14 protein-coding genes are annotated in these 13,708 nt (G+C 45.0%); 3 read left to right on the top strand and 11 right to left on the bottom strand.

What is annotated here, in order from left to right; genetic code table 11:
• Positions 1 to 79: 79 nt before the first annotated feature.
• The 10 genes from HWY38_RS05010 to HWY38_RS05055 all read right to left on the bottom strand — a co-directional run bounded on the left by HWY38_RS05010 (position 80) and on the right by HWY38_RS05055 (position 10,188).
• Positions 80 to 1,372, bottom strand: coding sequence for a glycosyltransferase family 4 protein (locus HWY38_RS05010; protein WP_224181392.1), 1,293 nt, complete (start codon positions 1,370 to 1,372; stop codon positions 80 to 82).
• A 22-nt stretch (positions 1,373 to 1,394) separates the two neighbouring features.
• Entirely contained in the window at positions 1,395 to 2,450 is a 1,056-nt protein-coding gene (locus tag HWY38_RS05015; protein WP_224181393.1) for an ecdysteroid 22-kinase family protein, read from the bottom strand.
• Positions 2,443 to 3,630 (bottom strand): carbamoyl-phosphate synthase, encoded by a 1,188-nt coding sequence (locus tag HWY38_RS05020; protein ID WP_007614989.1) that lies wholly within the window; start codon positions 3,628 to 3,630, stop codon positions 2,443 to 2,445. The genes HWY38_RS05015 and HWY38_RS05020 overlap by 8 nt, the downstream gene beginning before the upstream one ends.
• Positions 3,627 to 4,955 carry a glycosyltransferase family 4 protein gene (locus tag HWY38_RS05025; protein ID WP_224181394.1) on the bottom strand — a complete coding sequence of 443 codons (1,329 nt, stop codon included), beginning with the start codon at positions 4,953 to 4,955 and terminating at the stop codon, positions 3,627 to 3,629. The genes HWY38_RS05020 and HWY38_RS05025 overlap by 4 nt, the downstream gene beginning before the upstream one ends.
• On the bottom strand, positions 4,952 to 5,608 hold the full coding sequence (locus HWY38_RS05030; protein WP_007407908.1) for a PIG-L deacetylase family protein: 657 nt from the start codon (positions 5,606 to 5,608) through the stop codon (positions 4,952 to 4,954). Before HWY38_RS05030 ends, HWY38_RS05025 begins: the two co-directional genes overlap by 4 nt.
• Positions 5,609 to 5,695: 87 nt before the next feature.
• Positions 5,696 to 6,394 carry a kinase gene (locus HWY38_RS05035; RefSeq protein WP_317986209.1) on the bottom strand — a complete coding sequence of 233 codons (699 nt, stop codon included), beginning with the start codon at positions 6,392 to 6,394 and terminating at the stop codon, positions 5,696 to 5,698.
• Positions 6,395 to 6,400: 6 nt separating this feature from the next.
• Entirely contained in the window at positions 6,401 to 6,850 is a 450-nt protein-coding gene (gene rplI / locus HWY38_RS05040) for a 50S ribosomal protein L9 (protein WP_004393063.1), read from the bottom strand.
• Positions 6,847 to 8,826 carry a DHH family phosphoesterase gene (locus tag HWY38_RS05045; protein ID WP_007407911.1) on the bottom strand — a complete coding sequence of 660 codons (1,980 nt, stop codon included), beginning with the start codon at positions 8,824 to 8,826 and terminating at the stop codon, positions 6,847 to 6,849. The genes rplI and HWY38_RS05045 overlap by 4 nt, the downstream gene beginning before the upstream one ends.
• A gap of 30 nt (positions 8,827 to 8,856) precedes the next feature.
• Positions 8,857 to 9,792 (bottom strand): YybS family protein, encoded by a 936-nt coding sequence (locus tag HWY38_RS05050; RefSeq protein ID WP_224181396.1) that lies wholly within the window; start codon positions 9,790 to 9,792, stop codon positions 8,857 to 8,859.
• 243 nt (positions 9,793 to 10,035) lie between these two features.
• On the bottom strand, positions 10,036 to 10,188 hold the full coding sequence (locus HWY38_RS05055; RefSeq protein WP_004393059.1) for a hypothetical protein: 153 nt from the start codon (positions 10,186 to 10,188) through the stop codon (positions 10,036 to 10,038).
• A gap of 133 nt (positions 10,189 to 10,321) precedes the next feature.
• Here HWY38_RS05055 and HWY38_RS05060 point away from each other — a divergent pair, with 133 nt between their 5' ends.
• Positions 10,322 to 10,807, top strand: coding sequence for a spore coat protein (locus HWY38_RS05060; RefSeq protein WP_007407913.1), 486 nt, complete (start codon positions 10,322 to 10,324; stop codon positions 10,805 to 10,807).
• A 37-nt stretch (positions 10,808 to 10,844) separates the two neighbouring features.
• On the opposite strand, the gene HWY38_RS05065 is transcribed toward HWY38_RS05060, so the two are convergent.
• Entirely contained in the window at positions 10,845 to 11,216 is a 372-nt protein-coding gene (locus tag HWY38_RS05065) for a winged helix-turn-helix transcriptional regulator (protein ID WP_007615010.1), read from the bottom strand.
• A gap of 206 nt (positions 11,217 to 11,422) precedes the next feature.
• Between HWY38_RS05065 and HWY38_RS05070 the strand changes: the two genes are divergently transcribed.
• Positions 11,423 to 12,352, top strand: coding sequence for a manganese-dependent inorganic pyrophosphatase (locus tag HWY38_RS05070; protein WP_004393053.1), 930 nt, complete (start codon positions 11,423 to 11,425; stop codon positions 12,350 to 12,352).
• A 181-nt stretch (positions 12,353 to 12,533) separates the two neighbouring features.
• Complete coding sequence (locus tag HWY38_RS05075) at positions 12,534 to 13,451, top strand: EamA family transporter (RefSeq protein WP_317986210.1); 918 nt, start codon at positions 12,534 to 12,536, stop codon at positions 13,449 to 13,451.
• The last annotated feature ends 257 nt before the right edge of the window (positions 13,452 to 13,708 follow it).

A 13,708-nucleotide genomic window follows, 5' to 3' on the forward strand; every position in this document is an offset into this window, starting at 1 on the left:
TCGCAAAGAGGCTGGATAGTTAAACGCCGGCCTCTTTATTTTGCTCTTGGAAGCACCTGCCATGCGGCGCCGGTATCATTCAGAAAAATGATTGATAAATACTTTCTATTTTTGAAACCATCAGTTCCTGACGCAGATGCCGGCCGGCATAGGAGCGCGCTTCTTTTCCAAGCCGTTCCCTGAGAGACTGATCCGTAATCAGCATTACGAGAGCATCAGCAAGTTCGCGGCTGTTGCCGGGCTGACAGATAAGTCCTGTGTCCTCATGCCGGATCATCTCAGGGATTCCTCCGCAGTCAGTTGCGACAATGGCTTGACCTGAGAACATCGCTTCGATGATCGCTATAGGGAAATTATCATTCAATGTCGGCAGGACAAATATAGATGATTCAGCCAAAAGCGCCGGCACATCACGGCGTTTTCCGAGGAAAAACACATTCGAGAGGCCCAGTTTCCGTTTCTTTTCTTCCAGAAACCCTCTCATGTTTCCGTCTCCGATGATCCATATGTCGACTCCGGATAAATGGTGCCGGATGTGTGCGAGGGCGTCCAAAAGCACATCATGTCCTTTTCGCTCGGTCAGACGGGAAACGCACGCAATCACGAGCTTTTCAGCACGTTTTGGCTCAGGGGCATCCTGAATGTGAATACCGGTATGAACAGTCGTCAGCTGAGTCTCCTTCGCTCCGTACTCCAGCAAGGGCTCGTGAAAGGAGTCGCTGATTGTAATGATTTTATCCGAAGCCCGAATACCCTGCCTTTCTATTTCACTGAAATATGCCTCTTCTATTGAACCCTTTTGGATTTTATGAAACTTCATCCGGCTTTTCGTAAAATGTCCGTGCGGCGTAAAAAAAAGAGGACGCCGATACGTTTGATTAAGGTATCCCAGCAAAAATACCGCAAATAAATCCTGCGCGTGAAACAGGTCATATTGTTCTAAGTCTTTCTCCTTCAAAAATCTTTGAAAGACATGTAAATAGCTGAGATTCTTCACTAACTTTTCGTTTGCGGCGCCGTATCTGCCAACAAGTAACGCTCTGATCTCGTCAGCGGCCCGCGGGATATCTTCCTGAAAAAAAGTTGGCGGCATTTGGAGCGGCGAGATGACATCCGCTTGATGACCGATGCGCTCAAAACCCGTCTTAATTGACGTGATATAACTCGCCAACCCTCCGACATTCGGGTAACGGAGAAAGGTTGCGTACAGAATATGCAATGGCTTTTTTCGTTTGGGGGAGCTTTTTCCTTCCGCACAGAACGAATACAGTATCTCTGGCTCACCTTGATGTTCGATCCCGTAAAATTGATCCATGACGCGCAATAAGGCTGGAGGCACCAGACCGTTCGGCTTGCCGATCTCTTCTTTCACATCCGCTCCCCCTCTCTCAAACTTATAATCCTAATTCCCGTCCCCATGTTGACACTTTGTCAACATGATACGGCAGCAGTTCCCCTCCCCGATTGTCGAAGATTCTCCGCAATTGGGTATGAAGCCCTTTCTCAAGTGTTCTCTGCAAATAAGCCATTTTATAAAGCGTCATAGGAGGGGTCTGAAAATGAATGCCCCGCTTTTTCATTTCTTTCGTATACACTTTTACGCAATACGTCCGAATATCTTCTGCGTGCCGGCTCCAATCTTTTCTGAAGCCAAGCAGAATTTCGACCAGCACCGTCATATCAAACCAAACCGGCGCGTATTTTGCGGATTCCCAATCGATGAATTGAATATCCCACGGTTCATGTCCGGACGCATCGTGGGTGCAGATATTCTGCATATGAAGATCACCGTGTGTGATGGCTGAGCCGTTTTGTATCAATTCAGGGAAAAAATCCGGCTCCTCCTGCTCAAGCAAGTTTGTGATTTGCCGATAATGAGGCTTCACGATATCTTTTGTGCGCTCATCTTTAAGAGCTCTATCCAATAATTCCGCTGTCTTTTTGATCTGCTTTTTACGCTCTTTTCTCATGGTTTCCGATTCGTATACCGGCAGCCACGACCGCCATTTACCGTCAGAAATATTCTTGTTTTCAAAGGTGCGGCTGTGCAGTTCTGCGACAGACGGAATAATATACTTGAAATGCTTCGGTTGAAATGTAAGCTGTCCCCTGATCTGGCTGACAAACTCCATAAATATCCACGTTTCATGGTCACTTTCTTCTATATGATAGATGTCCGGCAGCAAATCCCCTAAAACAGAACGGGCTTTCCCGTATATATTAATCTCGACCTTATTTTTTTCACGGGAAGATTTATATACCTTCAATATCAGCGGAACAGTGCCGGATTTTTTCTTTACAGACAGTTTATAAATGGCGCTTCTGTCCGTCGATTTCAGGCACGTGATGTCATCCGGATTCACCGCGGCCCTTTCACCGAACGAATACGACAGTTTTTCGTCAATTCTCAGTTTTTGAAATGCGCCATACAAAAGATCCTTTTCATACATGCCGATCTTCCTTCCGCTTCCGTTTCCAGCTGTTTTTGAGATGAGACCAAGTGTTTCTGATAAATGGCATCGGGTCATTCCAAGCAAAAAGAGCGTACTCTTTTTTTCCTTTACACCCTTTCCAAAAATCCCGGAACGTCATTTCTCCTCTTTTTCGTTTCTTCAAAAACGTTAAGAAGTAACGCACCTCATAAATCCAGTTGATTCCGTCTTTTTGTTCGAGCTGGGGCTTCACATGTTGTCCGGTCAAATACAGATAGTACATGTAAACGAAATGAACGCCTGCCGGTTCTGTCAGGCTATGGCTGAGCCAAAAGCGCGGATTAATTTCGATAAACTTGTAAACATTGTCCCGGGGATCCTTTTTAAATTCCGCCATGCCTACTCCCTTCAGCTGAATCGCTTCAAAAAACGGCAGGGTCTTCTCGATTAAATCAGGAAGCCGTTTGCTGACGACGTGGGCCCCCGCGCCAAAATCTGCAGGGAATTGATGGTTCTTTTGCAGAGAGAATAAGCCCATTAATTTCATTTGGTCATCATAAAAAGTGGCGACTTTATAAAAACACTGGTTGTCTCCGGGGATGATCTCCTGCACGAGCAGTTCTCCATTTTCTCTGTAGGAGCTGAACTCCTTGCGCAATTGTGCGGCATCCTTCATTACAATTGCTTTTTTGTTTACTTTTTTTCTGTATTCATGGCCGGCCACCGGTTTTAAAATACACGGGAAGTCAATATTGGCGATGGCCTCTTCCAGCTCATCCTGGTTGTTCGGAAAAAAGGTTTTCGGGCAGGGGATGTTATGCTTGACCGCTAATTCATATGCTTTGCTTTTATCTAAAACCGTTTCTAACAGAGAGTGGCTCGGGAGCAAAAATAAAAAAAAACCGGCTAATGTCTCGCGGAATTTAGATATAAATCCCGCATAATCATCAGATCCTGCGTACAGAACCGGCTTTGCTTGGAATCGCTTCCCGAAATCAGTCAGAAATGTCAGCAGTTCTTCCTCTTGTGTTAAAGGGCTGGGACATATCCCGCAATCTGCCAATCTTGATTTTCCGATACGATAAGGTCCCTCCGTGTCAAACGCGTAAACATCGATTCCTCTTCGGGCCAGGCTGCGAATGATCCCAATCCCGTTTGCACTGAAATCAAGTACAACGGCTGCATGTTCATGTTTCATGATCTCCCTCCGAGCTTGATGGTATTTTGATAAATCGATTCGATATTTTTTATCATCGTCTCACTGCTTAAATATTTCTCCGCGTAGGCCTTTGCGTTTGAAGCAGCTATCTTCCGCGCAGATTTGTTAGTGATAAAAAACGCTAAAGCCCGGGCAAGAACCTTTGCATTTCCCGGCTCGACAATAAGCCCCGTTTTGTTATGGCGGATCAGATCCGGAATACCCCCGCAATCGGTCGCGATGATAGCCGAGCCGCTGAACATAGCTTCAATAATCGAAATAGGCAGACTATCATTAATGGTCGGCAGTACGAATATGTCCGTCATATTCAAAATAGCGGGAACATCATCTCTTTTTCCTAAAAAGGAAACCATAGATAGATTCAGTTTTCGAGCCTGTTCCTCTAAGGCGCTCCTCATCTCTCCGTCGCCTGCGATCAGCACTTCAACATGCTCAAGTACATCAGATGGAATTCTCGAAAGTGCGTCCAGTAAATATTTGTGACCTTTTCTCGGGCCTAATCTTGCAATACACGAGATGATGATCTTATTTTTCGGTACCGGGATTTTTCTTTTCCCGCCTGTTTTTGCATCGTAATCGATTCCTGTGACCACCGTTGTCATGTCTTCCTGTTCGGCTCCGAGCTTCATGAGCGGGCTGCGGAACGTATCGCTGATAATAATCAGGCGATCTGCGTATTCAATGGCTTTCATCTCTAATGTTTTATAATAAATCTCTTCTACCGAGCCTTTTTTAAAGATGTGAAATTTAAGTCTGTTGAAAGTAAACATGCCATGCGGTGTGAAAAATAAAGGTTTTTTATAGATTTGATTGAACCTGCCTAACATATTGGCTGTAAATAAATCTTGAGCGTGGAACACATCATATCTTTCCAAATGAATCTTCTGAAGCATTTGCTCGTATATAAACATCAGCCGATTATTTTTCAAAATATGATCGTTATAATCCCCATATCTGTCTTTAAAGAAATCTTTTAATTTCGGAACAACAGCCGCCCGCAGTTCTTTTACCTGTGCGGATGGAAACAGATTAGGGGATATGACATCCACCTTATGACCTCTCTTTTTCAGGCCTTCACTAAGCGTTTTAATATAGTTTGATAAACCGCCCGTGTGCGGGTAGTCCCAAAACGTGGCAATCAAAATGGATAACTTCTTTTTTTTCCTGTATAACCGCGGAATATGATGTTCATGTTTCAACTGTGTCTTTACTGCCGCCTTTTTTTGAGGGCGCGTTTTGACCCCGTAGTAGCGGTCAAGCGTCTGGATCATATACGGATAGGGGACGGAAAATGTCTTGTTCATTTCCAGATCCTCCGCACGACTTCAAAAGCTTCAGCGTATTCCACACCCGCCGTCATCCCTCTGACTTTTCCTAAATGTTTTACGCCTTCATATGAACGGGGATGAGGGTAATCCCTCATTTCTACGTCATAGTGGTGAAGCGCCGCGAGTTTGGCATCCATTGTGTCTGTGATATTGACGAAGTAATTGGGCTTGAAGAGTTTATCAGCCGTATTTCTCTCCCACTCGCTTGAAGATAACGTTTCAAACGTAAGCAGTTCGATAGGCTTTTGATTCGGAAGCGGTCTGGCGGCTGTTAAAACTGCTTGGAATGTTCTCTGGTGGTCCATATTGATATCGCCGTAATGATGTGTAAAGATTTTATCAGGCTGATAGACGCGAATGAGCTGCTCTAATTCTTTAACAAGCTTATGAAGAGGGATACATTCCAGCTCTAAATTCGTGTGCTCCAAAAAGATGACTTTCTCAATTCCAAGCTCTTGATTCGCGCGTTCGCCTAATTGTTTAATATGATGAGCTTCTTCTTTTCTTCCTAATGCCGTAATAACGGAAATCACTTTATATCCTTCATTGATCAGCCGTTTTATGGTGCCCGCTGATCCCAATAGTTCATCATCGGGATGAGCGCCGATAACCATAATGTATTCTGCCATTTTTTCCACACTCCACCAAACAAATGTTACAAATATCATATGACGACCCTAAAAAAAGGAAACTTACATGTGCGGATTTTCAGAAACTTACATGTGCGGCTGCCATTCCAGGTAACGTGACGGATTTAATTTTTTTATAGTGTTCAAAAACTCATCCGCCAAGCCGTATTTGTCCAGTCCTTTTAATAGTTTTACGGGAAACCGGGTAATGGCGGAAAAAGCTCTTTTATGGTCGATGACTTTAAGATTGCCGTATTCATTGATCAGAATGTGCCTGATTTCGGCATCCCATCTGGTAAAACCGATTTTCTTTAATTCATCCAGCATATTTAAAATATCAGCAGTCAGTTTGACGGACAGGGATTTTTCTTGTTTGATATGGCGGGCAAGAGAGGTGCCTTGGACATATTCCATCACAATATAACGATTTCCGTATTCATACAGTCTTGGAATCACCGGGGAACCTTGTCCGGTCTTTAAAGCTGCCAATTCCTTCTTGCATGTCTCTTGATCAAAGAAATATTTTATACATTTGTTGTGTGCCAAACGATAGACTTCCCCGTCTTTTCCGTCTCCGATCAGCGGATAGTGCTCCAGCGCCTTTTTATTCTCCGGATTATTAAAATATGTTTCAGAAAAAAATCGTTTCATACCGACACATCCTTCGTTATGATGTAATATAATATGCACTCTGGTGATGATCGGAAATGAAACAATCTCATCATTTTCTTGCGCTGCGCCGTCTGCTGACATGAAAAAAACCCGCCGGATCGGCGGGTTTTTCATTGTTTATTACGCTTCTTCTTTTACGTGAACCTTCAGGACAGCCTGAACCTCAGGGTGCAGCTTTACAGGGACGTTTGTATATCCCAGTGTGCGGATACCGTCTTGGAGCTCCAGTTTCCGTTTATCCACTTTAATCTTATGCGTTTTTTGCAGCGCTTCTGCAATCTGTTTGCTTGTGACAGATCCGAATAGACGGCCGCCTTCACCGGATTTGGCACTCAGCTCAACAGTCAGCTGTTCAAGCGTTTCTTTCAAATCTTTGGCTCTTTCAAGCTCGGCAATCGCTTCTTTTTTCTCTTTTTCTTTCTGTCCTTTCAATGCGCTGATGTTTGTCGCATTTGCTTCGACAGCGAGGCCTTTTTTAATGAGAAAGTTATGTGCATAACCGTCTGCTACGTTTTTCATTTCGCCTTTTTTTCCTTTTCCTTTTACATCTTGTAAGAAAATAACCTTCATCTCTGAACGCCTCCCTCAAAATATTCATCAATAGCTTCCTTCAGCCGGACGAGCGCTTCTGAGACAGAAATGCCCGATAACTGGGTTGCCGCATTGGTTAAATGCCCTCCGCCATCCAGCGCCTCCATAATAATCTGCACATTGACCTCGCCCAGCGATCTCGCACTGATGCACACCGTATGCTCATCCCGTCTGGCTACCGCAAATGAAGCTTCCACTTCACTCATCGATAAGAGGGAATCAGCCGCCTGCGCAATCAGCACTTGGTCAAAGTACTCCTCTTCGTTCTCAGGAAGAGAAGCAATCGCGATATGTTCTTTATAAAGAGACGTATGCTGGATCAGCTTCGCCCGCTTGATATAAGAACCGACGGATTCTTTGAGAACTTTCTGCACCAGAACCGTATCTGCGCCTTTCGCTCTCAAATAAGAAGCGGCGTCGAACGTCCGCGAGCCCGTGCGAAGGGAAAAGCTCTTCGTATCCACTATTATACCAGCTAACAGGGCCGTCGCTTCAATCATATTGATTTTGAGCCGCTTCGGCTGGTATTCAAGCAGCTCCGTCACGAGTTCTGCGGTGGATGAAGCGTATGGCTCCATATAAACGAGCAGCGGGTCTTTAATAAATTCCTCGCCTCTGCGGTGGTGGTCAATCACAACGATGTGCTCGATTTTGTTCACGAGACGCTCTTCCATCACAAGGGATGGTTTATGTGTATCAACGACGACAAGCAGCGTGTCATCATTTGAAATTTCCATCGCCTCTTCCGGCGTGATGAACCGCGACCACAGCTCTTCATATTTCTTAATTTCTTCAATCAGGCGCTGAACGCTTGATCCGATCTGGTTCGGATCAATGACGATGTAGCCTTCTTTGCCGTTGGCCTGCGCCACCTTCAATATTCCGATTGCGGCTCCGACCGCGTCCATATCAGGAAATTTGTGCCCCATAATAATGACATTGCTGCTTTCTGAGACAATTTCCTTGAGCGCGTGAGAAATCACCCGGGCGCGCACCCTTGTGCGCTTCTCCATCGGATTCGTTTTGCCGCCGTAAAATTTCACCTTGCCGTTCGGCATTTTGATCGCCACTTGGTCGCCTCCGCGGCCGAGAGCCAAATCGAGGCTGGACTGCGCCAGATCTCCAAGCTCCTTCAAGGAAGAAACCGATGCGCCGATCCCGATGCTGAGGGTCAAAGATACAGTGTGAACGGATGTTTTTTCTCGGATTTCATCCAAAATCGAAAATTTCGCGTTTTCAAGCTCCGTTAAAATGTGTTCATTTAACACTGCGATAAACCGCTCCGAGGACGTCCGTTTCAGGAAAATGCCGTACTCCTGCGCCCACGCATTTAATAATGAGGTGACCTGGCTGTTCATCGTGCTTCTCGTTTGGTCGTCCAGCCCCTGTGTGACGTCATCATAGTTATCTAAGAAGATATATGCCAGCACGGTTCTCTCATTTTCGTACTGCTTTTCAATCTGAATCTGTTCTGTCACATCAAAGAAATAAAGCAGGCGCTCATCTCTTTTAATCACTACTTTAAACTTCCGCTCATTCAAGGTGATCGTTTCCGAATCGACCTCCTGCTTGATCAGCGGCACGACGGCCTCGCATGTGTCATACAGCGAGCGTCCGACGAGCGTGCTTTCATTAAAACAGGAAGACAAAAACGGATTCGCCCACTCAATGTAATATTGATCATTAAACAGCATAATCCCGATAGGCATTTCCATTAATGCCTCTTCGCCTACTTTTTTCAATCTATACGATAACGTGGAGATATAATCGTCAATTTCTTTTCTGATCAGAGAATCCGCACGCTTAATGAAAAACAAGATCACGGCGAGCAGCACAACGCCGATGGCTCCTATCAGCCAGTTAAAGTAAATGCTGATGAGGATTATGATGATTGACAATGCAATCAATGCATAGATGGGATACCGAAACAACGGTTTTTCATAAAAACTAGGCATTTCTATCAACTCCCCACCTGTAAGTCACACTCAATTTCGCGTCACCTTATTTCTTATGTTAAAGCCTATGTCAATGATGCCTAAGAGGAGATACACGGACAAGATGAGCGGAAAAAGCACCCCCAGCACAATTGCTAATACAGGCACGGCTTTCGGCATCTCCATCTCATGGCAATAGAAAAAAATAAACGCTAATCCTTGAATACAAATCAGCAAGCTGAGAATATGTCCCCCATTCAATGAAACCGAATACATCATATGCCCTTTTTCTAAATGCAGAAACCCTAATATCGTCACAACAAAGTACAAAATAACAACGACTTGTGGGAGTTTGAGCTCTCTAAAAGGCTTCATCTTCGGAAGATCAGGGGAAAATCGCCGTAAAAGCGGCCTTGCCATAGCATAACTGAGGAAAGAAAAAACGATGCCGGTCAATACGAGCACTGCCGGAAAAAGATATTGAACCGTGCTCAGCTGACTTTCCATCAGCTTGATCTGCTTCCCGAACTGGTCTCCGTAACCGAGCTGTTTTGACATGGTATCAGCCACAGACAGCGACTCCCGAAGCTGGGACATGGTGGTATCAACCACATTCATATTAAGAAACACGATGCTGACCACAAAAAAAACGACGCCGCACAACACATACGCCATAGCGCCGGCAGCAACCGCATAGCCGGGCTGTTTCTTTTTAAAATAATATCCCATGGCGATTCCCGTACAGGCCGCCGTAAAAGCGCCTGTAAGCCCGGTAAACGAACTTACAATAAAGCTGACAGGAAGGCTGGCAAGCCCCATCCATACCCCGGGCTTCAGACCGTGCCGAATGGTGTAAAGAATGATCGGCAGCGGCAAAGCAAAGAAAAGAATTGCCCCCAGTAAAGGGAGGTACACGACCAAAAGGGAAATGATTGCAAAAATACTGATCAAAATGGCGCCTTCTATTAGAGCCCTTGTATTTTTCACTTACTCACCTCAAACCTTGTATCATTCGAACATACGAATAGAAAAGAGCAGCTTAGACGACTGCTCTTTTGACGCCGCAATGTCTCTTTCAAGACCTGAATTTTCCATAAACTCTCCAAAATACACGTATATATTTTAACATAAGTCGAAATCGCAAGTAAAATGAGCGCGGACAGCCGCAATGTTCCATGTGAAACATGAAAACAGACAAACGGACATCCCAGTGAAAGAATGCCCGTTGTATCAGTGATCCTGATCATCCATGAAACCAGAAGTATCTCTGTTTTTCTTTTTGGTTTTTCGTACATATAACAAGACGATAACGATAAGTAAGAGAGTGGTCGCCTGCAAAACCCCGCTGCTGAAAAGGAAGAAGTTCTTTATCATGTCCCACATATAGTTTCACCTCTATTTCGTATTTCCTTTACATTGATTTTCCCTTTCTGGAAACTTCAAAACATCAGGAACAACATCGGGACCGGGGCATATGCTGAAAGTGAAAATGAAGGATAAAGGAGATTCTTACACCATGACTGAGCGGAGAACATTAGCATGGCATGAAACGTTAGAACTGCATGAGTTAGTGGCGTTCCAGGCAAACGGACTTGTGAAATTAAAAAGAACAGAGCGGGACGTAAGCGATGCCAGATTAAAACAGCTTTACAGATTTTCCATCCATTCGCTGGAACAAAATCTGCGTGAACTGCTTCCTTTCTTCCCTGAAGCTCCCGCTTTTCGTGAGGATGAAACAGAAGAGCGCGCTGATTCCTCCTTTTACAGCGGCGGCCTGCTCATCCTGGCCAAAACATCTGTGCGCAATTATGCCGGAGCCATTACAGAGACGGCCACACCTCAATTAAGACACGTTTTCGTCAAGCACTTAAACGCGGCCATCAAGTGGCATCAAATGGTCTTTGAGTATATGGAAGAACGCGGTCAATATCCGGCTTACAACCTGAGCGAATTGCTGAAGAATGACGTGCGCAACGCCAGAAAGGCCATCGCGATGAAATAAAAAAAAAGCAGCAAGGAATTTAATCCTTTGCTGCTTCTTATTTTTGAGCGGACTGATCTTGAGGAGACGTTTTTTCCCGGTATGCCTCGAGAAACTCCCGGTTGGCATCTCCCCATTTCTTCATTTGCAAAACGATCGGTTCCAGCGACCTGCCGAATTCGGTAAGAGAATACTCCACCTTTGGAGGCACCTGCTGATATACTTCGCGATGCACGATGCCGTCCGCCTCAAGCTCGCGAAGCTGAAGCGTCAGCATACGCTGCGTAATGCTGGGGCAAATGCGCCGAAACTCATTAAACCGCTTTTTTCCGCCGATCATATGATAAAACAAAATACCCTTCCACTTTCCGCCGATAACGGAAAGCGTCAGTTCAACCGGACAACCTTCTTTATTCGGATATATGTTCATTTTTCATCCTCCATAGTACCTTTTTTGATACTATATGCTGATTAGCATCTGACTTACCCAGTATTTTACTCGCAACCCTCCCCACCTCTCAACAAAAATGCTTCTTTTTCACATCAATTTTTAAGGTTTTGAAGATTACACCCTCCTCAAGACGTGTTAAACTATAAAAAGATTGTTTACACTACAAAAAAGGACAAGGAGTTATTATGGAAAAAATTCTTATTTTCGGACATCAAAACCCAGACACAGATACCATTTGCTCTGCCATTGCCTACGCTGATCTAAAAAATAAACTCGGCTTCAATGCTGAGCCCGTCCGCCTCGGACAAGTCAACGGCGAAACACAATACGCGCTTGATTATTTCAAACAGGAAAGCCCGCGTTTGGTGGAAACAGCCGCAAACGAAGTAAACGGCGTCATCCTTGTTGACCACAATGAACGCCAGCAAAGCATCAAGGATATCGAAGACGTTCAGGTTCTTGAAGTTATCGACCACCACCGTATCGCCAACTTCGAAACAGCGGAACCTCTTTACTACCGTGCTGAGCCGGTCGGCTGTACGGCTACGATCTTAAACAAAATGTACAAAGAAAATAACGTGAAAATCGAGAAAGAAATTGCGGGCCTCATGCTGTCAGCAATCATTTCCGACTCTCTGTTATTTAAATCTCCGACTTGCACGGAGCAAGATATCGCAGCGGCAAAAGAGCTTGCTGAAATTGCCGGCGTAGATGCGGAAGAGTACGGCTTAAACATGCTGAAAGCGGGCGCCGACTTAAGCAAAAAAACTGTGGAAGAACTGATTTCTCTTGATGCGAAAGAGTTCACGCTCGGCAGCAAAAAAGTCGAAATCGCCCAAGTCAACACAGTTGATATTGAAGATGTTAAAAAGCGGCAGCCGGAATTAGAAGCGGCTCTTTCAAAAGTAATTGCTGAGAAGAACCTTGACCTGTTCCTTCTCGTGATTACGGATATTCTGGAAAACGATTCCCTTGCGCTTGCCATCGGTGATCAAGCGTCAAAAGTGGAAAAAGCATTCAACGTGACTTTAGAAAACAACACGGCTCTTTTAAAAGGCGTCGTATCCAGAAAGAAACAAGTCGTTCCTGTTTTAACAGACGCGATTGCAGAATAACCAACACACCCCGGAAACCCGCCGGGGTGTTTTTTTATTGCTCATCATCAGACGGTCGTTTCGTAAGCGCTTTCTCCAAAAATCATTTTGACGAAAACTAATATGTAATATATAATATATCACATGGAAGATGTTCATTTTCTAATTATTGTAAGTTAATATCGCAACATCAGAATCGGGGGTGTCTATCCTGGAAAAACACGCTGCTCTTTCTTATTCACGAACAACAGGCATTTGGCTTGTGCTGACAGGAGCTATCTTATGGGGGGTCTCGGGAACGGTTGCCCAGTATCTGTTCCAGCACCGCCATTTTAATACAGAATGGCTGACTTCGGTGCGCCTTCTGGTGTCAGGGGCGCTTCTGCTCGGCATCGCGTACCGCAAAGAAAAAGGACGGATATGGGCTGTTTGGAAAGACAGACGGGACAGAATTCCCCTTCTCTTATTCGGGATTTTCGGAATGTTAGGCGTCCAATACACCTACTTCGCGGCAATTGAGTACGGCAACGCGGCCGCTGCTACCGTTCTTCAGTATTTAGGACCAGCGATCATTACATGCTTTTTAGCGATTCGCGCAAAGAGAATTCCTTCAGCAAAAGAGCTTCTGGCCGTCTTATTGGCGATTGCCGGCACATTCATTTTGGTCACGCACGGGAATGTCGGAAGCCTGTCCATATCCGGTCTGGCCGTCTTTTGGGGCATCAGTTCGGCGTTTGCACTGGCGTTTTACACCCTTCAGCCGCATCGTCTGCTGAAAAAATGGGGATCCGCCATTGTTGTAGGATGGGGCATGCTGATCGGCGGAGCCGCCCTCAGCTTGATCCGCCCGCCCTGGACATTTGAAGGCGAGTGGTCCTTTCCTGCATATGCCGCGATTGTGTTTATCATCATTTTCGGAACGCTCATCGCTTTTTATTGCTACTTGGAAAGCCTGAAATATCTGAGTGCCTCTGAAACCAGCCTGCTCGCCTGTGCAGAGCCGCTGTCGGCAGCTTTTTTAGCTGTTATCTGGCTGCATGTTCCCTTCGGAATATCAGAATGGCTGGGTACTTTGCTGATTTTAGCCACTATCGCTTTATTATCTATCAAGAAAAAATAACCTCTCTTTTTTAGAGAGGTTTTTTCCTAGGCCCAGAGCACCCCTTAGTCTCAATTACCCATATATTAAAAGGCCTTTTTTCATTTTACTATCATCCAAAAGAGGAAAATAGACCAGTTGTCAATAGAATCAGAGTCTAATAGAATGATGTCGACAAGTAAATCATGCAGGATTGTTACTGATAAAGCAGGCAAGACCTAAAATGTGTTAAGGGCAAAGTGTATTCTTTGGCGTCACCCCATACATATTTTAGGTCT

It is taken from the genome of Bacillus sp. KS1 (assembly GCF_020075515.1).
GTDB lineage: Bacteria > Bacillota > Bacilli > Bacillales > Bacillaceae > Bacillus > Bacillus velezensis.